Origin of the sequence: Bacillus sp. FJAT-27245 (genome assembly GCF_001273955.1) — a bacterium.
Lineage (GTDB): Bacteria > Bacillota > Bacilli > Bacillales > Cytobacillaceae > Bacillus_D.
Map to the genome: position 1 here is coordinate 700,712 of NZ_LIGI01000001.1, position 25,364 is coordinate 726,075.

31 protein-coding genes, 1 pseudogene and 1 riboswitch are annotated in these 25,364 nt (G+C 46.6%); of the genes and pseudogenes, 31 read left to right on the forward strand and 1 reads right to left on the reverse strand.

What is annotated here, in order from left to right:
- Positions 1-15: 15 nt before the first annotated feature.
- The 30 genes and pseudogenes from ADU24_RS03335 (at position 16) to perR (ending at position 23,561) form a co-directional block, all read left to right on the forward strand.
- On the forward strand, positions 16-1,290 hold the full coding sequence (locus ADU24_RS03335; RefSeq protein ID WP_053365301.1) for a flagellar hook-length control protein FliK: 1,275 nt from the start codon (positions 16-18) through the stop codon (positions 1,288-1,290).
- A 13-nt stretch (positions 1,291-1,303) separates the two neighbouring features.
- Positions 1,304-1,717, forward strand: a complete 414-nt coding sequence (locus tag ADU24_RS03340) for a flagellar hook capping FlgD N-terminal domain-containing protein (RefSeq protein WP_053365302.1) — start codon at positions 1,304-1,306, stop codon at positions 1,715-1,717.
- Positions 1,718-1,732: 15 nt separating this feature from the next.
- Positions 1,733-2,545: a flagellar hook-basal body complex protein gene (locus ADU24_RS03345; protein ID WP_053365303.1), complete on the forward strand. Its 813-nt coding sequence runs from the start codon at positions 1,733-1,735 to the stop codon at positions 2,543-2,545.
- Positions 2,546-2,784: 239 nt separating this feature from the next.
- Positions 2,785-2,874: riboswitch (cyclic di-GMP riboswitch) on the forward strand.
- Between the two features lie 106 nt (positions 2,875-2,980).
- Positions 2,981-3,949 carry a flagellar motor switch protein FliM gene (fliM, locus tag ADU24_RS03350; RefSeq protein ID WP_053365304.1) on the forward strand — a complete coding sequence of 323 codons (969 nt, stop codon included), beginning with the start codon at positions 2,981-2,983 and terminating at the stop codon, positions 3,947-3,949.
- A 94-nt stretch (positions 3,950-4,043) separates the two neighbouring features.
- A pseudogene (fliN, locus tag ADU24_RS03355) lies at positions 4,044-4,298 on the forward strand (flagellar motor switch protein FliN); the annotation flags it as partial.
- On the forward strand, positions 4,295-4,663 hold the full coding sequence (locus tag ADU24_RS03360) for a flagellar protein FlgN (RefSeq protein ID WP_053365306.1): 369 nt from the start codon (positions 4,295-4,297) through the stop codon (positions 4,661-4,663). The pseudogene fliN (ADU24_RS03355) and the gene ADU24_RS03360, both read left to right, overlap by 4 nt.
- Before the next feature lie 12 nt (positions 4,664-4,675).
- Entirely contained in the window at positions 4,676-5,047 is a 372-nt protein-coding gene (gene fliS / locus ADU24_RS03365) for a flagellar export chaperone FliS (protein ID WP_053365307.1), read from the forward strand.
- Between the two features lie 33 nt (positions 5,048-5,080).
- A complete protein-coding gene (gene flgB / locus ADU24_RS03370) occupies positions 5,081-5,473 on the forward strand; it encodes a flagellar basal body rod protein FlgB (protein ID WP_231689555.1) in 393 nt (130 codons plus the stop codon).
- Between the two features lie 7 nt (positions 5,474-5,480).
- Positions 5,481-5,915: a flagellar basal body rod protein FlgC gene (gene flgC, locus ADU24_RS03375; protein ID WP_053365308.1), complete on the forward strand. Its 435-nt coding sequence runs from the start codon at positions 5,481-5,483 to the stop codon at positions 5,913-5,915.
- A gap of 15 nt (positions 5,916-5,930) precedes the next feature.
- On the forward strand, positions 5,931-6,224 hold the full coding sequence (gene fliE / locus ADU24_RS03380; protein ID WP_053365309.1) for a flagellar hook-basal body complex protein FliE: 294 nt from the start codon (positions 5,931-5,933) through the stop codon (positions 6,222-6,224).
- Positions 6,225-6,255: 31 nt separating this feature from the next.
- Positions 6,256-7,842, forward strand: a complete 1,587-nt coding sequence (gene fliF / locus ADU24_RS03385; RefSeq protein WP_053365310.1) for a flagellar basal-body MS-ring/collar protein FliF — start codon at positions 6,256-6,258, stop codon at positions 7,840-7,842.
- A gap of 11 nt (positions 7,843-7,853) precedes the next feature.
- Entirely contained in the window at positions 7,854-8,855 is a 1,002-nt protein-coding gene (gene fliG / locus ADU24_RS03390; RefSeq protein WP_053365311.1) for a flagellar motor switch protein FliG, read from the forward strand.
- Positions 8,845-9,597 carry a FliH/SctL family protein gene (locus ADU24_RS03395; protein WP_053365312.1) on the forward strand — a complete coding sequence of 251 codons (753 nt, stop codon included), beginning with the start codon at positions 8,845-8,847 and terminating at the stop codon, positions 9,595-9,597. The genes fliG and ADU24_RS03395 overlap by 11 nt, the downstream gene beginning before the upstream one ends.
- Positions 9,590-10,915, forward strand: a complete 1,326-nt coding sequence (gene fliI, locus ADU24_RS03400) for a flagellar protein export ATPase FliI (RefSeq protein ID WP_053365313.1) — start codon at positions 9,590-9,592, stop codon at positions 10,913-10,915. The genes ADU24_RS03395 and fliI overlap by 8 nt, the downstream gene beginning before the upstream one ends.
- Positions 10,912-11,358 carry a flagellar export protein FliJ gene (fliJ, locus tag ADU24_RS03405; protein ID WP_053365314.1) on the forward strand — a complete coding sequence of 149 codons (447 nt, stop codon included), beginning with the start codon at positions 10,912-10,914 and terminating at the stop codon, positions 11,356-11,358. The genes fliI and fliJ overlap by 4 nt, the downstream gene beginning before the upstream one ends.
- A 63-nt stretch (positions 11,359-11,421) precedes the next feature.
- Positions 11,422-11,766 carry a flagellar motor switch protein FliN gene (gene fliN / locus ADU24_RS03410; RefSeq protein ID WP_197277465.1) on the forward strand — a complete coding sequence of 115 codons (345 nt, stop codon included), beginning with the start codon at positions 11,422-11,424 and terminating at the stop codon, positions 11,764-11,766.
- A 14-nt stretch (positions 11,767-11,780) separates the two neighbouring features.
- Complete coding sequence (locus tag ADU24_RS03415) at positions 11,781-12,356, forward strand: flagellar biosynthetic protein FliO (protein WP_197277466.1); 576 nt, start codon at positions 11,781-11,783, stop codon at positions 12,354-12,356.
- Positions 12,353-13,114 carry a flagellar type III secretion system pore protein FliP gene (fliP, locus tag ADU24_RS03420; RefSeq protein ID WP_053365317.1) on the forward strand — a complete coding sequence of 254 codons (762 nt, stop codon included), beginning with the start codon at positions 12,353-12,355 and terminating at the stop codon, positions 13,112-13,114. Before ADU24_RS03415 ends, fliP begins: the two co-directional genes overlap by 4 nt.
- 11 nt (positions 13,115-13,125) lie before the next feature.
- Positions 13,126-13,395 carry a flagellar biosynthesis protein FliQ gene (gene fliQ / locus ADU24_RS03425; RefSeq protein ID WP_053365318.1) on the forward strand — a complete coding sequence of 90 codons (270 nt, stop codon included), beginning with the start codon at positions 13,126-13,128 and terminating at the stop codon, positions 13,393-13,395.
- A 9-nt stretch (positions 13,396-13,404) separates the two neighbouring features.
- The gene (gene fliR, locus ADU24_RS03430) at positions 13,405-14,172 is read left to right on the forward strand and encodes a flagellar biosynthetic protein FliR (protein WP_053365319.1); all 768 of its coding nucleotides are present in this window, start codon (positions 13,405-13,407) and stop codon (positions 14,170-14,172) included.
- Positions 14,173-14,184: 12 nt separating this feature from the next.
- Positions 14,185-15,267, forward strand: a complete 1,083-nt coding sequence (flhB, locus tag ADU24_RS03435) for a flagellar biosynthesis protein FlhB (RefSeq protein WP_053365320.1) — start codon at positions 14,185-14,187, stop codon at positions 15,265-15,267.
- Between the two features lie 12 nt (positions 15,268-15,279).
- A complete protein-coding gene (flhA, locus tag ADU24_RS03440; protein ID WP_053365321.1) occupies positions 15,280-17,310 on the forward strand; it encodes a flagellar biosynthesis protein FlhA in 2,031 nt (676 codons plus the stop codon).
- On the forward strand, positions 17,307-18,485 hold the full coding sequence (flhF, locus tag ADU24_RS03445) for a flagellar biosynthesis protein FlhF (RefSeq protein ID WP_053365322.1): 1,179 nt from the start codon (positions 17,307-17,309) through the stop codon (positions 18,483-18,485). The genes flhA and flhF overlap by 4 nt, the downstream gene beginning before the upstream one ends.
- Positions 18,445-19,317, forward strand: coding sequence for a MinD/ParA family protein (locus ADU24_RS03450; protein ID WP_053365323.1), 873 nt, complete (start codon positions 18,445-18,447; stop codon positions 19,315-19,317). Before flhF ends, ADU24_RS03450 begins: the two co-directional genes overlap by 41 nt.
- A gap of 47 nt (positions 19,318-19,364) precedes the next feature.
- Positions 19,365-20,072 carry a sigma-70 family RNA polymerase sigma factor gene (locus tag ADU24_RS03455; RefSeq protein ID WP_053365324.1) on the forward strand — a complete coding sequence of 236 codons (708 nt, stop codon included), beginning with the start codon at positions 19,365-19,367 and terminating at the stop codon, positions 20,070-20,072.
- A gap of 285 nt (positions 20,073-20,357) precedes the next feature.
- Positions 20,358-20,765, forward strand: a complete 408-nt coding sequence (locus tag ADU24_RS03460; protein ID WP_442853751.1) for an ion channel — start codon at positions 20,358-20,360, stop codon at positions 20,763-20,765.
- A 93-nt stretch (positions 20,766-20,858) separates the two neighbouring features.
- Complete coding sequence (bcp, locus tag ADU24_RS03465) at positions 20,859-21,326, forward strand: thioredoxin-dependent thiol peroxidase (RefSeq protein WP_053365325.1); 468 nt, start codon at positions 20,859-20,861, stop codon at positions 21,324-21,326.
- Between the two features lie 197 nt (positions 21,327-21,523).
- Positions 21,524-22,471 carry a D-2-hydroxyacid dehydrogenase gene (locus ADU24_RS03470; protein WP_053365326.1) on the forward strand — a complete coding sequence of 316 codons (948 nt, stop codon included), beginning with the start codon at positions 21,524-21,526 and terminating at the stop codon, positions 22,469-22,471.
- A gap of 1 nt (position 22,472) precedes the next feature.
- A complete protein-coding gene (locus ADU24_RS03475; RefSeq protein ID WP_053365327.1) occupies positions 22,473-23,024 on the forward strand; it encodes a cob(I)yrinic acid a,c-diamide adenosyltransferase in 552 nt (183 codons plus the stop codon).
- Positions 23,025-23,120: 96 nt separating this feature from the next.
- Positions 23,121-23,561: a peroxide-responsive transcriptional repressor PerR gene (gene perR, locus ADU24_RS03480; protein WP_053365328.1), complete on the forward strand. Its 441-nt coding sequence runs from the start codon at positions 23,121-23,123 to the stop codon at positions 23,559-23,561.
- 41 nt (positions 23,562-23,602) lie between these two features.
- On the opposite strand, the gene ADU24_RS03485 is transcribed toward perR, so the two are convergent.
- Positions 23,603-23,950: a YgzB family protein gene (locus tag ADU24_RS03485; protein WP_053365329.1), complete on the reverse strand. Its 348-nt coding sequence runs from the start codon at positions 23,948-23,950 to the stop codon at positions 23,603-23,605.
- 156 nt (positions 23,951-24,106) lie between these two features.
- Here ADU24_RS03485 and ADU24_RS03490 point away from each other — a divergent pair, with 156 nt between their 5' ends.
- On the forward strand, positions 24,107-24,970 hold the full coding sequence (locus ADU24_RS03490) for a nucleotidyltransferase-like protein (RefSeq protein WP_053365330.1): 864 nt from the start codon (positions 24,107-24,109) through the stop codon (positions 24,968-24,970).
- Positions 24,971-25,364 lie beyond the last annotated feature (394 nt).

Consider the following 25,364-nt stretch of genomic DNA (forward strand, 5'->3'; position numbering starts at 1 on the left):
TAGTAGGTGAAAAGAATGATACAGCCAACTATGTTGGGAAATGTAAATAAAGCTGCTCCCGGGAAGGGGCAGGGGACCGAATCATCCACCGTGACGTCCTTCGATCTCCTTCTTCAGATGGCAAGCGGGGAAGCGAATGGTGAACAAAAAGCTTCTGAAGAACCAGACGGTATGGAAGTTCAACAAAACCCATTTCTCCTGACAAACCAGTTAGCGAATTTGACGGAACAGGAAGGTCCATCGCCAATTCAATCGGAGACCCAAGGGCAGGATGGAATAGAACCCGATCATCTAAGGCTCCGTCAAAAAGAGGATATGGCCCCGCAAATTGGAAAACAGTGGAACCTATCGATTTTGCACAAACTCACAAACGCAACTGGGCTAAACAACAATAGCCCCTTAATGCAGGAGCTGCAAAAAATGCTGGGTGAAAAAGTGGATGAGGGCTTAGATGGCGTTCAGATATCAGATGACTCACCAATCACGTTAGGTATGAAAGAGGGAGAGCAGAATCCGATTATTCTAGGTGACCTGCCAAGAGAGGCAGCCCATAACTCAGGAAATCCGCTTAAATCGGTACTGGTGCCGAGCAGCCTTCATGATTCTGGCGGAACCGGAAAAGAAACAGCTCTTACAACACCAGATACTGAATCGGCTTTAAAGCTAACGGATAGTGAAACAACTTTCAAGCCAACGGATACTAAAGTTGCTGCCGATGCTGATACCAAGATACCAACCAATGAATCCCGCCCGGCCCATCCGCTGCAGCCAGTTATCGCTGGCGATGTTCCTGTCCTAAGGGCTAATAACTTCGAGCAGGACATTAAGCAGTTTTTCCAATCCGTCCTCCAGCCGCAACCCGCAATGGAAGGAAAGGAAGGAATGAAGCCGGTAGTCAGTTTCCAAAGATTTGTGGATGGAACTGAAGCAATTATCAAACTTTCGCCTGAGCATCTTGGGGATGTTGAAGTAAAGGTGAAAATCCAGGATGGACAGGTTAAAGCAGAATTTCTGGCCAGCACCCATCAAGGGAAAGACCTCCTTGAAACCCAGTTGCATGCTTTGCGTTCCGCCCTCGAAGTACAAGGGCTTCAGGTTGGAAAAATTGATATTACGCTCCAATCAAGCAACAGCTTCATGGGAGCCTTCTCCCAAAGAGGGGATACAAATCCTAGGCAAGGAAATCAGGAATCAAGAAAGCGCGGCGAAGACAAAATTTCCGCTGAAGAAAATTACCACGATTACGGATTTGATACAGCAACTCATTCGCAAATAAATACTACAGCCTAAGGGAGGGAAAAGCTTGTCGTCAATTCAATCGATTAACTCCTACTCAGCGCCACAAGCGGGAAACACAACTAAACAGGAGCTTGGTAAAGAGGCTTTCCTGAAAATATTGGTTACCCAGCTTCAGCACCAGGACCCGACCCAGCCGCAGAATGACGGCGAGTTCATCGGGCAAATGGCCCAGCTGAGCGTCCTTGAGCAGCTATCAAATTTAAACAAGTCACTTACAGCCTATCTGGAATCATCGAATAACATTAGCCAATACTCATACGTCATGGGAAATAAAGTAACCTGGACAAACCCGGAAACGAACGCGCAGGAAAGTGGAGTTGTCACAGGAGTTCACTATAGAGACAATCTTGTCTATTTCAAAGTCGGGGATCAGGAGATCTTGTCAAGTGCCATCACTTCCATGGAATTGGAAAAATAACAGGGGGAAAACATTATGCTACGCTCACTAAACTCGGGAGTTTCAGGTCTCAAAGCCTTCCAAACCAAGCTAGATGTCATTGGTAACAATATCGCAAACGTCAACACAGTCGGTTTCAAAAAAAGCAGAGTCGTATTCGAGGACATTTTTAGCCAGACAGTCAAAAACGCTTCCGGCCCTAATGCCAATACTGGTGGCACAAACCCAATCCAAGTCGGTCTCGGAACGAAAGTGGGAAGCATTGATACAATGCACACGCCGGGAAGCCCAACCACAACAAATGTAGGGACAGATTTATATTTGGATGGCGATGGATTTTTTGTCGTTCATAGTGTGGACAATACGGGTACTAAAAATTATTTTTTAACTAAAGCAGGGAACTTTACTTTTGACCAAAAAAACCAACTGGTGAATCAAAACGGGATGTTTGTAACAGATACTACTGGGAACAATATTACGGTAACGCCTGGAACTTATGTTTCTATATCTGTTGATTCTGATGGCTCAATAAAGGGGGTTAAGCCGGATGGCACTAGTGCGACAATCGGAAAAATCGGGACTGTTACAGTAAACAACCCTGCAGGTTTGAAAAAAGAAGGAGGTTCACTCTATTCTTTAACCCAAAATGCGGACAATAGGACTATTCCCGCACTGCTAGGCACTGCCAATAATAATCAAATTGTCTCCGGCGCCCTCGAAATGTCCAACGTTGACCTTTCAGAAGAAATGACGGATATGATCACAGCCCAACGCGGCTTCCAGGCAAATGCAAAAATCATTACCGTTTCGGATTCGGTTCTTGAAGAATTGGTTAATCTCAAACGTTAATAGTTTCTGAGTAAAAGGGTGGATACCTAAAAACTGGTATTCACCCTTTTTGTGAGTATTTACTCAAAAAAAGTCAAAAATATGTATACTATTCGATTCATTTCGTGTTTTTATGACCGTTTTTTTAAAATCGCCATTGAAATATTTTTTTCCAGGTGTTATATTTCAGTTAAATTACAATAAAAAAAGTTGTAAAAAGTTCAAAAAAGTTCTAAAAAGTTCTAAAAAGTTCAAAAAAAATTCGAAAATAGCAAACCTGGGGAAATCCAGCGACGCAAAGCTACAGGGGCTAAATTGTGTAAATAACAATATGCCAGCCAGTTGCCGAAAATTAGGTTAGTCCTGAAAAATTAGAAGGGCGAGACTATTCTTCGGGATAGCCTTGCCTTTTTTGATGCGAAAATTTGTATTTTTTGAAGTTAGGAGGTTGATCAAGTGGGGGTTAGAACTTCCAAGTCGCACGAAGGCGTCAACATGGATAAAACAGCATCCATTAAAGTATACGACTTCAAAAAAGCTTTGCGCTTTTCCATGGAGCAGGTAAGAGTGTTAACGAGAATCCACGAAAATTTTGCCTATCAGCTTGCATCTTTCATTTCGGCTGAGCTTCGTTCCATTGTCCAGGTCGAAGTGGGCGCGGTTGAACAAATGCTTTATGAGGAATTTATTAATGAATTGCCTGACACAACGATTATGAGTGTGTTTGAAGCGAAGGAACAGGAAATCCGCATGGTCCTTAACATGAATCCGGAAATGGCATACGGAATGATTGACCGGATGCTGGGAGGAAAGGGCGCTGTAAAGGAAATTGAAAGAGCCGCCTTGACGCCGATTGAAACAAATGTTTTAAAACACCTTTTGGAAGGGGTTGTCAAAACCCTCCAGAAAGCATGGAACGACATCATCACCTTGCAGCTAAGATTATTGAACCTCGAAACGAACCCGCAATTTTTACAACTAGCGATACCTACAGAGACAGTTATTGTTGTCACTTTTCAAATAACCATTGGAAACAGGATTGAATCAATGCGGCTTTGCATTCCATACATATTGCTGGAGCCGTTTATCCCAAAGCTGTCATCCCATAACTGGTATGGGCACAACAAATGGGTGAAAAACAAGGAAGAGAGCGAGTTTTTACAGGAACGGATTGAGCATTTGGCAGTACCGCTCATTGTTGAATTGGGAAGGGCAACCATTACGATGGAAGAGCTTTTGGGACTTTCGGAAAATGATGTTCTCCAGCTGAACCAGCCGGTCGATGAGCCCCTCCATGTAAAGGTGAATGAGGAAACGAAATTCCTCGCTCATCCAGGAATTAGGAAATCACGTGTCGCCGCGAAAATTGAGAAGGTGATAGAAGGAGATACGCAAAATGGAAAATGGGAAATTGACACAAGATGAAATAGATGCCCTTCTGGGAGAGACGAGCGGGGAGGTGTTCCATTTTAGCGAGCTTGAACCAGATGTAGTTGGCCGTGCTTACGAAGACAGCATGAATATGGACCTTCTTCTCGATATTCCGCTCGAAGTCGTTGTCGAATTGGGAAGGACGAAGAAAAAAATAAGCGAAGTACTGGAGCTGACAAGCGGCTCGATAGTTGAACTTGAAAAAATGGCCGGCGAGCCGGTTGACGTTTATGTGAACAATAAATTGATTGCCATCGGCGAGGTTGTCGTTATTGATGAACACTTTGGGGTACGGATCAAGGAAATCATGCGCTCACCCGTAAAAGAAGTTGGTACCAGGTGATTGGCGCACTTGAGGAAAAGCTCGCGCAGTTAAAGCGGTTTGGCGCGATTTCGGATAAACTGCTCGACGCGCTGCAAAATGGCAGAAATGAAGAGATAGATTCATTGCTCGAAGAAAGGGAAACGTGCATTTCTTCAATCGGCCTAGTCGAAAAAGAAGCTGGCTCGCCGCTCATAGATTACCGGATCAAAGCACTCTTGTCTGAGTTGGCGGCAAAGGAAAAACAATTGGATGATAGATTCAAAGAAATCTTGCAAAAGATGACCAAAAGCATCAGGGATGTTAGACGGGAGCAATATGTTACACGGCAATACGATGATTGGTTGCCTGTAACCGAAGGCTATTTTTACGATAAGAAAAGTTGAGGAGGCACTACATTGTTGAACCCAAGCGAGATTTACCAGCGGAATCAGGTTACTACCGCGCGGGCGGAGGAACTGACACTTATGCTTTATAACGGGGGGATAAAATTCCTTCAGCAGGCGAAGGCCGCGATTGAAAAAAAGGACGTCGCCCAAGCGCATTCCCATATCACCAGGGTGCAGGATATCGTAACTGAACTGATGGTGACGCTGAACATGGATTATGAAATCTCAAAAACTCTACTACCTTTATACGAATATATGAAACGCAGGCTAATTGAAGCAAACATCGGAAAAGATTCTGAGATGCTCACCGAGGTAGAAGGCATGTTTCAAGAGCTCCGCACCACTTGGGCGCAGGCAATGAAGCAGGCAAAATCGGTATAAGCCGGTATCGGCAACCCATAAAAAGGATGGCAGGTGAAAGAGTTGAATACGATAGGCCTTCTAACAAGCGCGCTTGATGCTTCCGCCTTAAGGCAAAAGGCGATATCCAATAACATTGCCAACGTGGATACCCCAAATTATCGGGCTTCAAGGGTCGCCTTTGAAGAAATTCTTCAGAAGGAAATGAACAGCAGATTCACCGGAAAGCGTACAGACGAAAGGCATTTCGCGATTGGCGCTCAGGGCGGTATCCCAGCGGCGAAGCTGAAACAGGAAAACAATGTTTTCCAGAATAGCGGCAATGGTGTCGACATCGACTACGAAATGTCGCAGCTTAGCCAAAACACCATCTGGTATCAATCACTGACATACGGCATCAATGAAGAGTTCAATCTCATTAAAACCGCAATCAGGGGAAGGAGCTAATCTGTAAATGTCTATTTTCCAATCTTTGTCCATTAGCGGATCGGCACTGACAACCCAGCGTTTAAGGCTCGATGTGATTTCCTCCAATATTGCGAACGCGAATACAACCAGAGGTGAGTTCATCAACGGGGAATGGGTACCCTACCGCAGGAAAATGGTCGAGGTAAGCCAGGGGAATCCCCCTTCTTTTGCCAACGTTTTGCAAAAAGAACTTACGGGCGTCCGGGCAACGAGGATTGTCGAGGACCAGACCCCATTCAAGGCCGTATACGACCCAACCAATCCAGACAGCAATGAGCAAGGTTATGTATTCATGCCGAATGTGGACATCACAAAAGAAATGGTGGACATGATGTCCGCCTCACGTGCATACGAGGCGAACGTGACAGCATTCAATGCCGGCAAGGCAATGCTTGTCAAAGCGCTTGAGATAGGCCGATAAGGAGGATTTTAACCAATGAATATTTCCAGCATCCAACCATACAATTCCAATTTCCTGACGATAAACAAACAGCAAGGTGCCTCCAATGATAGCTCATTCGGGACGATGCTGAACCAATATATCCAGGATGCCAATCTGGCGGTCAAGGATTTTGAAGGGAAAACCGCTGCTCTTGCAAGGGGCGAGGCCGTGAATCTCCATGATGTAACGATTGCTGCCCAAAAGGCGAACATCGCGGTAACCCTGACAACCCAGGTTCGCGACAGGGCCGTTGAAGCATATCAGGAAATCATGAGGATGCAAATCTAATCATGGGAATATGTAGTATAGTGGAGCGGCCATGAATCAACAATTACTGCAATTTAAAACAAAATATCAGGGATATTGGAATTCGATCGGCAAAAAACAAAAATATTTATTTATCGGTTCTTTTATTGGAATTATTGCGGTCCTTTCCTTGACGATTTACTTTCTGACAAGGACGGATTATGTACCTTTATACAGCAATGAAATGAGCCAAAAAGAAATCGGCGATATAAAAGCCGCCCTTGATAAGGAAGGCTTCACTGATTACAAACTAGACTCCAGCGGCACACGGATCATGGTCCCGCGGGAAAAAGCACCGGACCTCCAGGTGTCGATGGCCGCAAAAGGCCTTCCGAAGACAGGGTCAATCAGTTTTTTCGACATGACCAAAGACCTGCAGTTTGGTGCAACCGACCGCCAGCTTGATGCAATGGAACGCGAGGCGCTCCAAAGCGAAGTTGCTGATTTACTAAGGCATGTTGAAGGCGTCAAAAACGCGGCTGTTGTCATTTCCACGCCACAGGACAGCCTGTTCGTCCGAGAAGACAATAAAAAGGCCGCATCGGCATCAGTTGTCATTGAAATGGAACCGGGCTATCAGCTTGAACAGCAGCAAATCCAGGTGCTTTACCACCTTGTTTCAAAAAGCGTACCCAACCTTACGAAAGAAAATATCGTCATGACTGACCAGGATGGCCGGGGTTTGAATGTCCAGAATGAATCAACAAAAGTTCTCGACAATTATGAAATGCAAAGAAAAATCCAAAAGGATATTGAAACGGATATCCAATCAAGCCTGCAGCAAATGCTTGGCACGATTATCGGCCATAATAAAGTTTTGATCCAGACATATGTACGTTTAAATTTTGACCAGGTAAAGACAAAGGAAGATCTTGTCCAGCCAGCCAATGCCGCATCCAGTGAAGGCATAGCCATCAGCGTTGAAGAAATTTCGAAAAAATATAACGGAAGAGACGCTGCACCGGCAACAACCGGAACCGGACAGACAGACATTCCGGGATACGCCACACCCGGCGGCGGGCAGGAAAACAGTTCCGAAGAATTGGAAAAGCGTGTCAACTATGAAGTGAACAGGATTTCCAATGAAATCGTCCAAAGCCCTTATAAAATTGAAGATATTACAATCAATGTCGGCGTTGAACCGCCGGATCCGAAAAATCCTGATTCACTGACGCTTGTCACGCAACGGAGCATCCAGCAAATTCTCGGTAACGTTGTCCGGACGGCATTAAGCGATAATCCTACCTTGCTGGAGGAGGATGTTGAGTCCAGGATTACTGTCTTCGCAAGGGAATTCAGCGGAAAAGCGGAATTGCCGCAAACCGAAGAAACAGGAAGCCCATTCCCATCCTGGGCAATTTACGCCCTTGTCGGCGTGGTCGTATTGATGGTCCTCCTTGTTATATACCTCGCCAGGAGAAAGAATAAACATGATTTTGAAGAAAATGATCCATTTCCTGAAATTGAAGCGGCCAGATTGGAAGCAGCCGTTGCCGTTGAAGATGAAAAAGTTGTCATTAGGAGACAAATCGAGGAGATGGCCAAGAAGCAGCCGGATGAATTTGTCGGCCTGCTAAGGAATTGGCTTTCCGGTGACTAAGGGGCGATAAGATGGAAAAGTACACAAATACACAGAAGGCAGCCATCTTACTGCTTTCTGTAGGGCCGGATGTCTCGGCCGGAATTATGAAAAACCTCGATGAAAAAGAGATAGAGGCGATTACAAAGGAAATTACGAGCCTACGCAAGGTGACATCCAACGTAAAGGACGAGATTATAAAAGAATTCCACCAGCTTGCAGTAGATGCGAATCTTGTGTCCTACGGAGGAATCGATATTGCGACGGACTTGCTCAAACGAACGTTTGGGCCTGATAAGGCGGCCGGATTCTTGAAGCGGATGGACGGCAGCGCTGATGATAAGCCATTCAAATTCATCCAAAATGTCGAACAAACGCAGATTTTCAATTTGCTGCAATATGAAAATCCGCAGACAATTGCGCTCGTCCTGTCTTATCTGGATCCGGAAAAAGCCGCTGCGACGCTTTCGGCTTTCCCGTCCGAGCGCCAGATTGAAATTGCAATGCGGATTGCGATGATGGACACGGCTTCCCCGAATATTGTCCAGCAAGTCGAACGGGTTCTGGAGGAGAAGCTGAACATGACCAGTTCGCAAAAGCATGACGCGCAAAATGGAATCGACTCCATTGTGAGCATTCTAAGCAGCGTTGACCGTGGCACGGAGAAGAACATTCTTGACACATTGCAGGAGGAAGAACCCGAGCTTGCAAATGAGATTAAGCAACGGATGTTTGTGTTTGAAGATATTGCCTATCTTGATAACCGTTCGATCCAGCGTATCCTTATGGATGTCCAGAACCAGGATCTTCCGCTCGCGCTCCGTACTGCGTCGCAGGGAGTCAAAGATGCCATCTTCCGGAATATTTCCAAACGCCGCGAAGAGAGCCTCCAGGAAGAACTTTCTTCGACCGAACCGGTGCGCGTGAAAGATGTTGAAGATGCGCAGGGCCGGGTTGTGTCTGTCATAAGGAAACTGGAAGAGGAAGGAACAATCATCATTTCTCGAAATGGGGCAAAAGACCTTGTCTTCTAGACTTCTTAAATCATTCAATGTCAAAACGGAAACCGGCCGGGTTGTAGTTGGTGTTCCGGTACCGGCACCTGTACGGGATGCTTTGGAAATGGATTCGCCGGTAATTCTTGACCCCGTTTCTAATGATATCGAGCATGAACTTGAAAAGCAGAGGGAAGCCGCCCGGATTGAATTGGAAGATTGGCGGAACAGGGAGCAGGAACAGTTCCTAATTCAGCTTGAGGAAGAGAAAAGGCGCGGCTATCAGGAAGGCTACCTGCTTGGAATAGAGGATGGAAGGAATGATGCGAAGGCGCAGTACGCATCCGAACTTCAAAAGGCGGCTTCGATTTTGGAACTTGCCTATCAGGAGAAAGCGGAATTGATCCGGGAAGCGGAGCCATTCGTACTCGAACTGGCGATTGCTATAGCGAAAAAGGTGCTGCAGCAGGAACTCCAAACAGCTCCAGATGCGCTGATCACGCTTATCAAACAAACGCTATCTGATGTTTACGAAACAGATTCCCTTTCCATTGGGGTTTCGCCGGAGGACTTCCCCTTCGTCCAAAAACAAAGAAAGCAGCTTTTGGCTGTCGACAATGGGCAGGTTGAAGTTAAAATCTTTCCCGATTACTCGGTCGAGCAAGGGGGCTGCATCATCCGGACATCATCCGGAAGCATTGACGCCCGCCTTGATATGCAGCTGAGCGAGATAAAGAAAGCACTCCATACCTTTCAACAGGAGGTTCGGGCAAGTGAGTAGATGGGACATTAAAGCATATCGGGATGTACTTGAAACAATTAACCCGATTAAAATGAACGGCAAAGTGACCCAGGTCATCGGACTGACTGTCGAATCGCAGGGCCCTGATGTCAAACTGGGCGACATTTGCCATATTTACTCGCCCCAGCAAAATAGGCCAATTAAAGCGGAAGTTGTCGGTTTCCGTGACCATAAGGTTTTGTTGATGCCGCTTGATGTCCTGCACTCAATCGCCCCTGGCTGCGATGTCGTATCGACGGGGAAGCCGTTGACTGTAAAGGTCGGAATGGACCTCCTCGGAAAAGTGCTCGACGGCCTCGGCAACCCGATGGACGGCAGCGGCCTTCCAGCCGGCCTGCTTGAAGCGGGTGCGGACAACCTGCCGCCAAATCCTTTGGCCAGGCCTAGAATCTCAGATCCGCTAAGTGTCGGAATCCGCTCCATCGACGGCCTGATGACTGTAGGAAAGGGACAAAGGGTCGGGGTTTTTGCCGGGAGCGGGGTAGGAAAAAGCACGCTGCTAGGTATGATTGCAAGAAATACGGAAGCAGATGTGAATGTGATCGGGCTTATTGGCGAGAGGGGAAGGGAAGTGCTCGATTTCATCGAACGCGACCTTGGCGAAGAAGGGCTGAAAAGGTCTGTCGTAATCGTCGCAACCTCTGACCAGCCAGCGCTGATCCGGATTAAAGGAGCAATGATCGCTACAGCTGTCGCTGAATTTTTCCGCGACCAGGGAATGAATGTAAACCTTATGCTCGACTCTGTCACGAGATTCGCAATGGCACAGCGTGAAATCGGGCTTGCGATTGGCGAGCCTCCGACAACAAAGGGTTATACCCCTTCTGTATTCGCGATGCTCCCTCGCCTTCTCGAACGGGCCGGCACAAATGCCAACGGCAGCATTACTGCATTTTATACCGTCCTTGTTGATGGGGATGACATGAATGAGCCGATTGCGGATACAGTCAGGGGAATTTTGGATGGACATATTGTCCTCGACAGGAAAATCGCCCAAAAGGGGATTTACCCGGCGATTGATATCCTTTCGAGCATCAGCCGGGTCATGAAGGACATCGTCGACCCCGGGCACCTGAATGCGGCGGAAACGTTGAAAAAGCACATGAGCGTTTACCGGAAGGCGGAAGATTTAATCCAGATTGGCGCCTATAAACGCGGAACGGACCGCGATATTGATAAAGCCATGGATGTAAAAGGCTGGATTGACGATTTCGTAAAACAGGGCACCAATGAAAATTCCAGCATGGATTTGACAGTCAGTCAGCTACTAGATCAATTCGGAGGAATTAGCCAATGACGTTTCAATTTCCGTACGAACATATCCTTTCCCTAAAAGAAAGGGAGAAGGACCTTTCCCTTTCCGAGATGGGTTTGTTGATGATGAAAAAGGAAAACATCGAGAAGGAATTGGACTCCCTTGTCCGAAAACGCCACGATTGTATCTCTCAATGGGAGCAACTGGAGGGCGGCACATTCATTTCCGATATCCTCCAGCAAAATGAATACCTTGATTACCTTGATGTGAAAATTTCCCGGATGGAACAAGAACGAATGGAAATCGAACAGGAAATCGCCGGGAAAAAAGAGGAACTTCTATTAAAGCAAAAGGAAGAAAAAACTTGGCATCTCCTCAAGGAAAAGTCTTTGGATGCATATATGGAGCAACAGAAGAAAATCGAACAGGATAACCTTGATGAAATAGCCGCAATCCGGCACTATCACCAAAGAGTATCCTTATAGGAAAAATGGGCCGCCTGATGCATGCCGGGCAAGGTCCATGGCAGAAAGGGGCAAAGGTTCAGGATGGAAAAAAGAAAAAGCCAATATGGCTCTGTTCAATCAGTTCAGTTTTCGCCAATCACAGAACAGCCACAAGCGGCAGCGGGAAATAATGAAATCAATATGCTGACCGATGTTTCGCTTCAATTGGGGTTCGAGTTGGGAAGGGCAACGAAAACGGTAAGGGAAATACTCGAGCTAAAAAAGGGCTCGGTCGTCGGCCTGAACAAGCTGGCCGGGGAATATGTCGATGTATTAGTGAACAATCAGCGAATCGCCACTGGCGAAGTCGTCGTCATGGATGACAAATTCGCTGTTAGGATAACCGAAGTCATGTCAGAACGTGAAAAAGAGAAAAAGATCAGGTGAGAGGGTCTGGACTTGTGAGTTGGAGAAAAACTATTTTATTGCTGGCAGCGAGCCTGCTCTTCGTGCTTGTGCCGTTAAACCAAGCATCAGCCAAGGAAAAAAGCATTTATGATGTTTTGGAGAAAAAATCCAAAAACGAAAATAATGAAAGTGTTCAAATAAATGAGCCGGAAGATACATCCGTGCTCCCATATGCAATAAAATTTATCTTTTCCTTCCTATTAATAATAGGCCTACTTTACGCAGTATTAAGATACCTATCCAAAAAGGGGAATCCCCTGAACAAGGGTGGCCTCTTTCATGGAATCGGAGGGCATTCACTCGGCAACAACCGCTCAGTCCAGTTATTGATGGTTGGCGATACACTCTACATTCTTGGTGTGGGAGAATCTATCAATCTATTAAGGATGGTACCACCTGGTGAGGAACAAACTCGCCTTTTGGAAATGGTTGCCGAAAAGCAGGGCGACCCGATTGCGGATTGGGGAGCGAAGCTGAAAAAGACATCACAGGAAAAGTGGAATGAACTTCTCCTTAAACAGCTGAAGGATGGCAAGCCAAAATCAGGCAAGGAGAACGGCGAACAATGAAAACAATAAGTATCAGCAAAAAAGCAGCCATTCTCCTTCCGTTCCTGTTTTTCTTGGTTCAGCACACAGCTTTTGCACAGACCCCGATACCCGGAATCAATTTGCAGATTGGCGGGACAGGGGCCGAGGATGGCGCCGCTAATTCCATAAAGCTTCTGCTCATGCTTACGGTTCTATCGGTGGCGCCGAGCATTCTGTTGCTGATGACGTCTTTTACGAGGATTGCGATTGTCCTGTCATTCGTCAGGACGGCGATTGGCACGCAGACAATGCCGCCTGCCCAGGTCATCATGGGCCTGAGCATGATTTTGACCTTTTTCATCATGGGACCGACTTTCCAGGAAATCAACAAGGTAGCTTTCCAGCCTTTTTTGGCCGGGGATATGCCACAGGAAGAAGCGTTCGAAAAAGCAAGCGGCCCAATAAAAGTTTTTATGGCAAAGCAAACGCGGGAGAGCGACCTAAAGCTTTTCCTTGAATACAGGGATAGTGGGAAGATTGACAGCATTGAGGATATCCCCCTTACAGCCCTTGTCCCGGCATTTGCGATAAGCGAATTGAAAACGGCTTTCCAGATGGGTTTTTTAATTTTTATTCCTTTTATCATAATCGATATGATTGTTGCCAGCGTTTTAATGGCGATGGGGATGATGATGGTTCCGCCATCACTGATTTCCCTCCCGTTTAAAATCCTGCTCTTTATCCTTGTCGATGGGTGGAATCTGATCGTTAAATCATTGTTTGTTAGTTTCAGTTAAGGAGAATTGCTATGACACCAGACAGCATCATGGGGCTTGCGCAAAGCTCGATATACCTGACACTGATGATTTTGGCACCCGTTTTAGGGGTGGCCCTGATTATCGGATTGGCAGTCAGTATCTTTCAGGCGGTTACCCAAATCCAGGAGCAGACTCTCGCCTTTACACCGAAAATCGTTGCCGTATTTGTAAGCCTCCTTTTCTTTGGGCCATGGATGCTGACCCATTTGGTGGATTTTACGAGGAATATTCTGTCCAACCTGACAAGTTATATAGGGTAGTGGGCTGATATGATCACTTACTTGCCCTTTTGGCTTCTGGTATTTGTCCGGCTGGCCAGTTTCTTCCTGGCGGCGCCGGTCTGGAGGGACCGGCAAATTCCGCCCCAGTTTAAAATCGGGTTTGCATTTTTTGTTACCGTCATGGTTGCAGGAGTGGTCGAGCCTGTTCCTATTCCCGAAATGGATTCCGTCTATCTTCTGCTTGTATTGAAGGAAACTGTGGTTGGAGTATCCCTTGGAATGCTAACTGCGTTCCTGCTTTACGCGGTCCAGCTCGCGGGAAACTTTGTCGACATGCAGAGCGGCCTTGCGATGTCCACACTGTTTAACCCGCAGACAGGGGTTCAGGAGAATATTACTGGCCGCTTCTATTATGCGCTCGCTATCTTGTTCTTTTTGGCGGTCGATGGCCACCATATTCTTTTAAAAGGCGCGGTGGCAAGCTTCCAGTGGATTCCCGCCGAACTTTGGCTGCCGGCGGGAGCGGCGGGCAGCATCGCCCAGCTTTCCGTTTCCATAACCAAAAACATGTTTTGGATTGCAATCCTGATTGCTTCCCCGATAATGGGGACCATTTTCATGGTCGATATCGCACTTGGGATGCTTTCGAAAATGGTACCACAGATGAATCTGTTTGTGGTCGGAATCCCGGTGAAACTCATTGTCCACTATATTGTATTATTCATTACCATGCCCGTTTTCTTTTTTGTCATGGGAAAGCTCGTCCGAACTATGACCCATTCAATTGAAAGTATATTGAAGATTCTGGGGACCTAAAGGAAGATCATCATGCTCCTACGGCTCGATTTGCAGTATTTTGCCGAAAAAACCGAAAAAGCCACGCCCCGCAAAAAACAGGAGGCGAGGAAAAAAGGCCAGGTTGCCAAGAGTACCGACTTATCGAATGCCTTGGTCCTATTGGGTTCCTTCTCTTTCCTATCCTTTTACGGGGAACTGGCCGGACCGAGGATACTTAGGCTTTTCACGAGCGGACTTTCAGATGGGCTATTGTGGGATTTAACGGAAGAATCAACCGTCCTTCTTTTTAAAAACATGCTGATTGACGCGGTGTTGATTGCGGCGCCGATTCTGTTTATTGCGTGGCTTGCCGCCATTGTTTCAACGATATCCCAGGTCGGTTTTTTGATTACTGGTGAATCCATTAAGCTGGACTTGAAAAAAATCGACCCCATTGCCGGGGCGAAGCGGATTTTTTCGATGAGAAGCCTTGTCGAGTTGTTGAAATCCATTCTAAAAGTTATTTTGATCGCTACTGTAGCCGGTTTGTACCTCTGGAACCAGCGGGGAGTCGTGCTGAAGCTCCCGCAAATGGATCCGTTTTTGATTGTATCAACACTTGCCGCACTGACCTTCAAGATGGGAATGATTGTTTCGGCCGTTTATCTCGTACTGGCGGTGGCGGACCTCGTTTACCAAAGGTATGATCATGCGAAGAAACTGAGAATGTCAAAGCAGGACATTAAGGATGAACATAAGAAATCTGAAGGCGATCCGCTAATTAAACAGAAAATCAAAGAAAAACAACGCCAGATAGCGAGCGCGAGGATGATGCAGGATGTTCCGAAAGCGCAGGTAGTTGTGACGAATCCAACCCACTACGCGGTTGCGATTGCCTATGAAGCTGGAAAAATGGCCGTTCCGGTCGTCGTTGCCAAAGGTACCGACTTCCTGGCCTTGAAAATAAGGGAAATTGCGAAAGAACATCGTGTCATTATTATGGAAAACAAGCCGCTTGCTAGGACGCTCTATGCGGGGGTCGAAGTAGGCGAAGAAATCCCGGAAGATTTGTTCAAGGCTGTAGCGGAAGTATTGGCCTATGTGTACCGGGTTAAAGGAACTTTAAGCAAGTAGAGGGTGACGGAAATGACGATGAAAAACCTGGGTGTCCTGGTGGCTGTTATATTGATTGTTGTAATGATGGTTATCCCGATACCGACAGTTATGCTTGATGTATTGCTCATATTGAATCTTTCGATGGCCATCATGATTCTTTTGATTACGATGAACACGAAGGAACCGCTCGACTTTTCCATTTTCCCATCCATTCTCTTGCTGACCACTTTATTCCGTCTCGCCTTGAACGTATCAAGTACGAGGTCGATTCTCGATAAGGCCCATGCAGGGAAGGTAATTGAAGCATTCGGGAACTTCGTCATCGGCGGAAAACCCGCTGTCGGATTCATAGTCTTCCTTATCCTTGTCATTATTCAATTCATCGTTATAACAAAAGGATCCGAACGTGTCGCCGAGGTAGCGGCCCGGTTTACGCTGGATGCGATGCCAGGGAAGCAAATGAGCATCGATGCTGACTTGAACACTGGGATGATTAATGACCAGGAAGCGAGGACACGCCGAAAAAAAGTTGAACAGGAAGCGGATTTCTACGGTTCGATGGACGGGGCGAGCAAGTTTGTAAAAGGGGACGCCATTGCCGGGATCGTCATCCTGATTATTAATATTACCGCTGGATTTGCAATCGGAATGACAACCCACGGAATGGACCTATCGGAAGCTGCTAGCACCTATACACTCCTCTCGGTTGGGGATGGACTCGTCAGTCAGATTCCTGCTTTGCTTATCTCAACAGCGATGGGAATCATGGTCACTAGGGCTGCATCCGATGGAAGCCTTGGCGACGACTTGGCGAAGCAAATGTTTTCCTACCCATTTCTTCTTTATATAGTCGCGGGAGTCATCGCCCTTCTCGGAGTGCTGACGCCAATCGGGATTATCCTTACATGGGGAATGGCCGGGCTGCTTGCGTTCGCCGGTTATCAAATCCAGAAACGCCAAGCAAACGGGGAATCTGCGCTTGAAGACCATGAAGTTGAAAAGGAACTTGAAGAAGTGCGAAAACCGGAAAATGTCTTTAATCTTCTTCGCGAGGACCCAATTGAATTCGAATTTGGAATTGGACTGATTATGCTGGCCGATGCCAATCAGGGCGGAGATTTGCTTGACCGGGTAGTTGCCATCCGCAGGCAGATTGCGATGGAGCTTGGCCTCGTTGTCCCTGTAATCCGCATTCGCGATAATATCCAGCTCCAGCACAATGAATATGTCATAAAGATTAAAGGCAATCAGGTCGCAAGCGGTGAAATCTTCCTCGACCATTTCCTCATGCTGAACCCGGCTGACGAGGAACATGGAATCGAAGGGGTTGAAACAACCGAGCCAACATTTGGGCTGCCTGCCTTATGGATTACGGAAGATCAGAAGGAAGAGGCTGAATTGTTCGGCTATACGGTCATTGACCCATCTTCCGTCATTAGCACCCACTTGTCCGAAACGATTAAAAAATATGCCCATGAAATCCTCGGACGGGAAGAAACAAGCCAGCTGATCAACCATGTGAGGGAAACACATCCTTCGCTAGTTGAAGAGCTTATCCCAAATGTCCTAAGCATCGGGGATGTCCAAAAAGTACTCCAGAAGCTCCTGAAGGAAACCGTATCAATCAAAAGCCTGTCAGTCATTTTCGAAGCGCTGGCCGAGTATGCGTCCTATACGAAAAATCCCGATATCCTGACCGAATATGTCAGGCAATCGCTTTCCCGCCAACTGACGTATCAGCACGTACAAAATGGCGTAATCCATGCAATCCAGGTAGGGGCCGCAATCGAGAAAAAGCTGGCGGAATCGATTCAACGGACCGAGCAGGGAGACATTCTGGCAATCGATCCAGATTCAGCAAATCAGTTGATTGGAACATTCACGGAATCAATCCAGCACATGGCCGAAATGGGCATCCGACCGGTCATTTTATCCTCATCGGGAATCAGGATGTACGTTAGGCAACTGCTTGAGCGTGCATTCAATGATATTCCGATCCTATCTTATAATGAGCTGGAGCCGACTGTTGAAGTGAAAAGTGTTGGAGTGGTGAAGGTATGAAAATAAAAACATATATCGTCGACAATCTGAATGAGGCTTACCCGCTGATTTTCAAAGACCTTGGGACAAGCGCCTTTATCCTGAATTCAAAGGAAATCAAGGTGGGCGGAATCCTTGGATTGTTTGGAAGAAAGCGTGTCGAGGTGGTCGCTGCCGCCGACATTTCGAAAGAAAGCCCTGTTAAAGAGGAGAGGCGGGAGCCGGAACCGCTTCAGTTGGAGTCCATTATGGCAGAAGCCGGCACCCCGGAAATTTTTTCAGAAAAGGAAGTTCTCAAGGAGATTTCCGAGGTGAAGGGCCTGATTCATTCGATGCTAAAAAGCGGCACCGAAGAGAAGAAGGTTCCGGGGCCGCTCGATAAGTGGGTGGAACATCTTGAGGACCAGGAAGTGGATCAAGAGGTTATCCAGTATATTGTGAAAAAAGCGGAACAGACGGGAAAAAGGGCTGGCGAGGACGAAATGGGAAGGCTCGTTCTGAAAATTGTTACGGAGCTTTTCCGCGATGGCGTGGCATCTGAACCTGAGAAGAGCGTACCCGCGGGGCCTCCGTCCTTGATTACCCTGGTTGGCCCGACTGGTGTGGGAAAAACAACGACCATAGCCAAGCTGGCCGCGGCCCGGGCCTTCCAGAAAAAACAGAAGGTCGGCCTGTTGACGTCGGATACATTCAGGATTGCGGCAGTGGAGCAGCTTTTGACGTATGCGGATATCCTGAATATCCCACTTGAGGTTGTCATGAAGGAAGAAGAGCTTGAAACCGCGATGAAAGCGATGAAAGGCCGCCATGTTGTGTTCATGGACACCGCCGGAAGGAACTATCTAGAACGACATTATATTAAGGAAGTAAACCAGTTTTTGCGTTACGATTCCCGCCAGGAAAATTACTTGGTTTTAAGCATGACATCAAGGTGGAGAGATATGAAGAAAATCGTTGAACAAATGAAAGCCGTTCCCATCGACAAGCTTATTTTAACAAAATGGGATGAAACGACCTGTTACGGGGCAGCCCTCAATATGGTATACCATTATCCGTTCCCCCTGGCCTTTATATGTACGGGGCAGGAAGTTCCGCAGGACATAATGCCCGCCAAAGCTGAGTATATGGCAAAAAAATTGTTGGGGGTAGAGGAGAATGCTGCAGGATCAGGCCTATCATTTAAGGCGATTGTCTAATACCCTCACGCCGGGAGAACAGAAACCTTCCAGGGTCGTAACGATAGCGAGTGGAAAAGGTGGAGTCGGAAAGTCCAATTTTACGTTGAATTTCGCCCTGTGCCTGATGGAACTTGGCCAAAAGGTTGTCGTCATCGACCTGGATATTGGAATGGCGAATATTGATATTTTAATGGGCACCGCGCCAGAGTCCAATCTGATGGACATGATCAGGGAGCGGAAAAGCATTTGGTCTGTGCTGGAAAAGGGTCCGCTCGGCCTTGAATACATGGCGGGAGGCTCCGGTTTTCATAGCCTTTTCCAGATGACGGGGGAAGAAAGGGACTTCTTTTTCGAAGAACTTGGAAAACTTCATGGCTACGCGGATATCATTTTAATTGATACCGGGGCGGGGCTGACGGTCGAAGCGCAGCGCTGCCATCTGGCGGCAGACGATATCATCCTCCTAACAACTCCTGAGCCGACATCCATGGCGGATGCCTATTCTGTTGTAAAAATTTTGCATAGCCAAAAGAAATCGTTATCCTTCCACCTACTTGTGAACCGTGTTTCCCACCAGAGGGAAGGGATGGAGGCGGCCGGGAAGTTCAAGATGGCTGTCCAGTCATTTTTAAATAAAGAGCTAAAAATCTTCGGCGCTATCCCGGATGACGCTAATGTCACAAAGTCGGTTTTGAAGCAAGTGCCCTTTTATCTCGAATACCCCCGCTCCCCTGCTTCGGAAATGATAAAAAAGCTCGCCAGCCGGTTTGTAAACGGAGTCCCGGCCCAGCAGGAAAGCGGCGGCATTAAAGGCTTTATCCGAAGCCTTTCAAAATTGCTGCAATCATGATGGCTAAACAAGCACTCTCGGAATCAATGGAAAGGGGGTAACGTATATTGACTTGGAATGCAGAAAAGGAATTAAATCAATATATTCCATTGGTTCATATGGTTGTATCCCAGATGAAAAGGAAGTTGTCGGACAAGGCGGATGAAAATGAGCTATTTTCCTTTGGGATGACAGGGCTTTGGGATGCGGGCCTGAAATACAACCCCGGGCAGGGCGTGAAGTTTGAAACGTATGCCGTTCAGCGAATAAGAGGAGAAATCCTTGATGGGCTGCGGCAGACGGACCATGTTTCCCGGACCCTTCGATCAAAAGAAAAAAAGATTCGCAAGGCGGTTGAGGATTTGGAGCAGGCACATCTGCGCAGGCCGACACCAATGGAGGTCAGCGAGTATCTTGGGATCAGCATGCAGGAATATGAACAAACCCAAATGCAGCTTTCCTTCATCAACCAGGAGTCATTGGACGAGCCGGCCGACCGGGACGAGGACTCCCCGCTCAGGCAGGTTGAAGACCAAACAATGGTCAGGCAGGAAGAATGGGTTGAGACGAGGGAACGGAAAATGGCCCTTGCTTCCATGATCGATTCCCTGCCAGAAAGGGAAAAGCTTACCCTCGCACTCGTTTATTATGAAAATCTGAGCCTGACGGATGTGAGCGTCATTCTTGGCGTACATAAATCCAGGGCTTCCCAGCTGCATCAGCAGGCAATCAAACGCCTCCGCAAGCAAATGGAACAGCAAGGATTTGATTGGTAAATAATACGGCCTGTTTTCGCTACCTGCGGAAGCAGGCTTTTTGTGTCGAAGGAGGTCCTTCGGTCGTTAAAAGAGGATTTAAAGCGCGAACACCATTGGTTAGAGGGTCCTTCAGTCGTTAAAGGAGGATTGTGCTCGAATAATAGTGGGCAGCTGGCTTTCGCTACCTTCCCTATTAATATGCATTTCTTCCACCTCCAAAATTCAACAAGCGCATTAAATCAATTACTGCTCTAATCGTGGACAAGTTTGCATAGTATAGACTGGCTGAAGAATTTCTGGGTGGTGGACGGATTGTATTTTGCTTTGATGATTGGTACGGGGTTATGCCTGTTTATGAGCCTGCGGACTTTGTTCGTCCCAAACAGAATGAGGGGGAGCATCCTGTCATTGGAAAACTTCCTCTATCTTGGGATGGTTTATTTTACAGTCCTTGTCGGCTTCGGAATGGTGTACCTGCTGTTTGGCCTTTATTCCGAACCGGTGCTGGCGGAAACAGGAGGTTCGGATGGCGGAAGCTTTTTTAGAAAAGCGGGCACTGCCGTGTACTTTAGTGCCATGACGCTCTTTTCCGTTGGCCATGGGGATGTAGTGCCGCTTGGTATAGGGCGGTTTGTGGCAATTCTCGAGGCACTTATTGGATATACAATTCCCGCTGCCTTTGTAGCAAGGGCCGTAATGGATCGGGATTAGGGGGCTTCTTGTTGATAGCGAATCTCAAAAGTTGTACAAACTCATCTGTTTGGTTAGTCTAAAGGCAGAATCATTTTGAATGGAGTGAATGTGATGACTGTCCAGACAGGAGCAGCAGCACCGGATTTCAGCCTTCCTTCAGTGGATGGCAGCCAGGTAAAATTATCGGATTTCAGGGGAAAGAATGTCGTCCTTTATTTTTACCCAAAGGATATGACGCCTGGATGCACAACGCAGGCTTGTGATTTCCGTGATCACCACAAAAGCTTTGAAGATGTAAATGCAGTCGTCATCGGCATTAGCCCTGACCCGGTAGAACGGCATAAAAAGTTCATCGACAAATACGAGTTGCCATTCATGCTATTAGCCGATACGGACCACAGTGTCGCAGAGGCGTACGGTGTGTGGAAGCTTAAGAAGAATTTCGGCAAGGAATATATGGGGATTGAAAGAAGCACGTTTGTTATCGACAGGGAAGGAAAGATTGCCAGAGAGTGGCGCGGCGTCAAGGTGAAAGGGCATGTGGAGGAAGCGCTCGAATTTGTCAGGGCAAACGCCTGAGGCCTATTTTTACAGGAAAAGGCTACTGTCCATGCAAATTGCTATGGAGCGAATACGTTATAGTAGGGCATACCTCCTCAGATTATTAGAATTAGGGCCGGATTTTCCGGCTCTCTTTTTTTGTCTAAAAAGGGTTTTGAATATTACAAGAAATCTCTTTGGAATGGTATGATTGAGGAAAAAACAGGGGTGTTTTTATGAATATATTGTTTACATTCGTTCCGGCGGAAAACGTGCAGGACACTATTCGCAACGAGTATCCGGATATCTCGTTCCACTTCAGCCGGATTGGTTCGGCGGCCGATTACCTGCCGGAAGCGGAAATCATTGTTACATACGGGGAAGATTTAAACGAGGATTATATTCAAAAAGCCGAAAAGCTTAAATGGATCATGATTATGTCAGCCGGGATGGAAAAAATGCCATTCGAAGCCTGCGCAAAGCGGGAAATTCTCGTCACGAACGCAAGGGGCATCCACAAAATCCCGATGGCGGAGTTTACAATCGGGACAATGCTGCAGCATGTAAAGCAGTTCCCGGCAATCCGCCGGAACGAAGAGCTCGAGGAATGGGACAGGAAAGTCAAGATTGGCGAGCTTGCCGGAAAGCATCTCCTCGTCCTTGGCATTGGCGCCATCGGAGGGGAAACGGCCAGGCTGGCAAAGGCGTTCAGGATGAAGGTGACAGGGATAAACAGAAGCGGCAAGCCTCATCCGGATGCGGACCAAACCGATACATTTGCAACTATTAAAGCCTATTTGCCGGACGCCGACTTCATCGTATCCGTTTTGCCAAGCACGGATGAAACATACCATTTATTAAAAGAAGAGCATTTCCGGCTGATGAAGGATACGGCGGTCTTCATCAATATTGGCAGGGGAGATCTTGTAGAAGAAGAAATTCTCCTCAAGATCATGCAGGAACGGGTTATCGCCCATGCCTATCTCGATGTTTTTCAAACCGAGCCGCTGCCTAAAGGGCATCCTTTTTGGAAAATGGACAATGTAACGGTTACGCCGCATATAACAAGCGTGACAGCAAACTACCTGCCGCGGTCGCTTGAAATTTTCAGGCATAATCTCGAAGTGTACCGGAAAAACTCTGGAAATTATCTAAATGTAATTGATTTGGAGAGGGGGTATTAAAGTGAAGATTTATACGAAGTCAGGGGATAAAGGAACAACCTCCCTCATCTATGGAAGCCGGGTCCCGAAGGATGATGCCCGGGTAGAAGCATATGGAACGTGTGATGAAACAAATTCCGCGATTGGCCTTGCCCTCTCGCTGTTGAAAAATGAATTTTTTGACGGCAAGGATACAATTGATGCTGTGTACCATAGGATTCAGACACAGCTTTTTCACGTCGGTGCGGAACTTGCGACGCCTGAAGGGAAAGAAGTAAAATGGTCCATTTCGGGAAAAGATATTGAGGAGATGGAAAAGCAAATAGATGAATGGGATGCAAAATTGCCTCAGTTAACGAATTTTATCCTCCCGGGTGGACATCCCGCTGGCGCAGCCTTCCATGTTGCCCGGACTGTCTCCAGGCGCGCAGAGCGGGCAGCGGTATCCTTGGGTGAGTCGTTGAACCCGCTGGTGCTCTCCTATTTAAACAGGCTGTCCGATCTTCTTTTTGTGACGGCCAGATATGTGAACATGAAGCTAGGGGCAGAGGAAAAAAACCTGCACCAATCGTAAGGCCCAATGAGCAGGCATATTGACAAACGCGCCCTTTTTCTTATAAGCTAATTATAACAATTATAATTTAAGAATATTTGTATAGAAGAGAGGTGCATGTCGGTGCCGCAACATCTGAAGGAAGCATTGGAAGTGTTAAAAGAATCTGGGGTAAGAATGACTCCGCAGCGCCATGCAATACTGGAATATTTAATCCAATCCATGTCGCACCCGACTGCAGATGACATTTATAAAGCCCTTGAAGGGAAGTTTCCGAACATGAGTGTCGCGACGGTTTACAATAACCTCCGCGTCTTTAAGGAAGTAGGGCTCGTCAAGGAACTGACATATGGTGACGCCTCAAGCAGGTTTGATTTTAAGACATCCGACCATTACCACATCATTTGTGAAAAATGCAATAAAATTGTCGACTTTTTTTATCCGGGACTGGACGAGGTTGAGCATCTCGCATCCCATGTGACAGGCTTCAAAGTCGCACACCATCGGATGGAGATTTATGGGGAGTGCCCCGAATGCTCTGCGAAGGAAGCACACTAATCCAAATCAAAACGCCCGGATAAGCATCCGGGCGTTCATTGTTACTGTTTCTTTTTATTATAGGACTCGTCGAATTCTTTGCCTTCGAGATTAGGATCAAGTGTAAGCGGTTCGTTGCAGTACATACACATGTCGACCCTGCCGAGCATTTTCGTTTGCTTTCCGCAATTCGGGCATTCAACCTGAACCGTCCTTGTCGAAAGCATGCCTATCCAGAAGTAAACAACCGTACTCGCGATAATGAACAAAAACCCGACGAGCATGAAAATTGTCATTAAAACCGGTGATGTCCGGAAAAAAATGCCGCCATACATGACGATAAATCCAATAAAAATTAGGCTCAGCGCAAACGTGCGGATTTTATTAATTTTACTCGAATACTTCCCCATGCAATTCCCTCCCGATTCTTAACTATATCATATATGCGGATTTGGTGGAACTTGGGCTAGCTTTTTTGAGAAGAAGGAAAAATGGTTTCTATTTAAGGAAGGAAAAAAAGAAATTATTGTCGAAACTATAGCTATCAATGTTTTGGAGGAACGACCATGGAAGATATCCTTCGCCCGATATACCAGGAAAGGGCCAGCCAATCGAATACCTTGGGGATTCTATTGGTTGAAAAAAAAGAAAAATACAGCCCAGCCACGGATTTTTTTGATGCAATTCTCGTGGTGATTGTCAATGAAGCCGATGAGCCAATCGCGATAAAACATTATACCTATGGCGACGAAAAAGCCGCCCTCCATACTATAACCGAGGCTAAATTAAGGGAGTGGATGCTCCTTGGCACGAACCGAAAAATTTTCGAATGGCTTTATGGTGCAAAAGTTGTTTTCGATAGGAATGAGTACATAAAGAATTTGCTAACAGAATTCAGGGACTTCCCTTTTTATGGCCGAAAAATAAAGATGGGCATTGAGTTTGCAAAATTAATCCGCCGTTATTTGGACGGCAAGGCTTTTTTTGAAAATGGCCAATACCTGGATGCCTATAACCATGTTGTCCATTCACTTCATCATTTAGCGCGGCTTGCGGTCATCGAAAGCGGCTTCCATCCCGAATTGACTGTATGGAACCAGGTAAAGCAAATTGATCCGGAGCTGTTCAAGCTTTATGAGGAGCTCGTTACAAGCGAAGAGGCTTTGGAAAAAAGGCTTGAACTTTTGTTCCTCGCCAGTGAATTCCTGATTTATTCACGGACACGGGTAGGGGCGGGCCATCTTCTAAGTGTTCTTAAAAAGAAAGACACATGGACAATTGGGGAAATAATGAAGGATGAAGAACTTGTTCATTATTCGGTTGATTTAAGCGTCCTTCTCGAGTATCTAGCTGAAAAGCATATGATCGAGACTGTCCCGGTTGAAACAAAAAGCCCTGGTCTCTACCATAGGTATTACAGGGTTTGTTAACGAAGTGATAAATATTATTTTAAAAAAGTAAAAAGGTATTGACCTTTAGTATTATTCTTGTTATATTTATATCCGTCGCTGCGATACGAACCATTCAACAGTTCGTAAGCGGCGGATGAAAAAAAGTTATTGACACAGCATGCGAGGTTATGATATATTAAAAAAGTCGCCTCAACGCGACACGGTGAGTTTCTTGAGAAACTGGAACTCGCGGTGATGAGCAGCATTGTTCCTTGAAAACTAAACAAACAAGCGTCAACAAACAATAATTATAGTGATCTTCGGATCACTAGCCAACGTAACATTTTGAGCATGACTCAACTCTTTTTGGAGAGTTTGATCCTGGCTCAGGACGAACGCTGGCGGCGTGCCTAATACATGCAAGTCGAGCGGA

Excerpts from the sequence above, each read along its gene's own strand:
- ADU24_RS03470 (WP_053365326.1), top strand. The coding sequence starts at position 21,524 with ATGAATATATTGTTTACATTCGTTCCGGCGGAAAACGTGCAGGACACT.
- ADU24_RS03490 (WP_053365330.1), top strand. The coding sequence starts at position 24,107 with ATGGAAGATATCCTTCGCCCGATATACCAGGAAAGGGCCAGCCAATCG.
- ADU24_RS03335 (WP_053365301.1), top strand. The coding sequence starts at position 16 with ATGATACAGCCAACTATGTTGGGAAATGTAAATAAAGCTGCTCCCGGG.
- ADU24_RS03485 (WP_053365329.1), bottom strand. The coding sequence starts at position 23,950 with ATGGGGAAGTATTCGAGTAAAATTAATAAAATCCGCACGTTTGCGCTG.
- bcp (WP_053365325.1), top strand. The coding sequence starts at position 20,859 with ATGACTGTCCAGACAGGAGCAGCAGCACCGGATTTCAGCCTTCCTTCA.
- fliN (WP_197277465.1), top strand. The coding sequence starts at position 11,422 with ATGGAAAAAAGAAAAAGCCAATATGGCTCTGTTCAATCAGTTCAGTTT.
- fliR (WP_053365319.1), top strand. The coding sequence starts at position 13,405 with ATGATCACTTACTTGCCCTTTTGGCTTCTGGTATTTGTCCGGCTGGCC.
- ADU24_RS03450 (WP_053365323.1), top strand. The coding sequence starts at position 18,445 with ATGCTGCAGGATCAGGCCTATCATTTAAGGCGATTGTCTAATACCCTC.
- flhB (WP_053365320.1), top strand. The coding sequence starts at position 14,185 with ATGCTCCTACGGCTCGATTTGCAGTATTTTGCCGAAAAAACCGAAAAA.
- fliG (WP_053365311.1), top strand. The coding sequence starts at position 7,854 with ATGGAAAAGTACACAAATACACAGAAGGCAGCCATCTTACTGCTTTCT.
- ADU24_RS03345 (WP_053365303.1), top strand. The coding sequence starts at position 1,733 with ATGCTACGCTCACTAAACTCGGGAGTTTCAGGTCTCAAAGCCTTCCAA.
- flhF (WP_053365322.1), top strand. The coding sequence starts at position 17,307 with ATGAAAATAAAAACATATATCGTCGACAATCTGAATGAGGCTTACCCG.
- fliP (WP_053365317.1), top strand. The coding sequence starts at position 12,353 with ATGAAAACAATAAGTATCAGCAAAAAAGCAGCCATTCTCCTTCCGTTC.
- flhA (WP_053365321.1), top strand. The coding sequence starts at position 15,280 with ATGACGATGAAAAACCTGGGTGTCCTGGTGGCTGTTATATTGATTGTT.
- flgC (WP_053365308.1), top strand. The coding sequence starts at position 5,481 with ATGTCTATTTTCCAATCTTTGTCCATTAGCGGATCGGCACTGACAACC.
- perR (WP_053365328.1), top strand. The coding sequence starts at position 23,121 with ATGTCGGTGCCGCAACATCTGAAGGAAGCATTGGAAGTGTTAAAAGAA.
- fliJ (WP_053365314.1), top strand. The coding sequence starts at position 10,912 with ATGACGTTTCAATTTCCGTACGAACATATCCTTTCCCTAAAAGAAAGG.
- fliF (WP_053365310.1), top strand. The coding sequence starts at position 6,256 with ATGAATCAACAATTACTGCAATTTAAAACAAAATATCAGGGATATTGG.
- fliQ (WP_053365318.1), top strand. The coding sequence starts at position 13,126 with ATGACACCAGACAGCATCATGGGGCTTGCGCAAAGCTCGATATACCTG.
- fliE (WP_053365309.1), top strand. The coding sequence starts at position 5,931 with ATGAATATTTCCAGCATCCAACCATACAATTCCAATTTCCTGACGATA.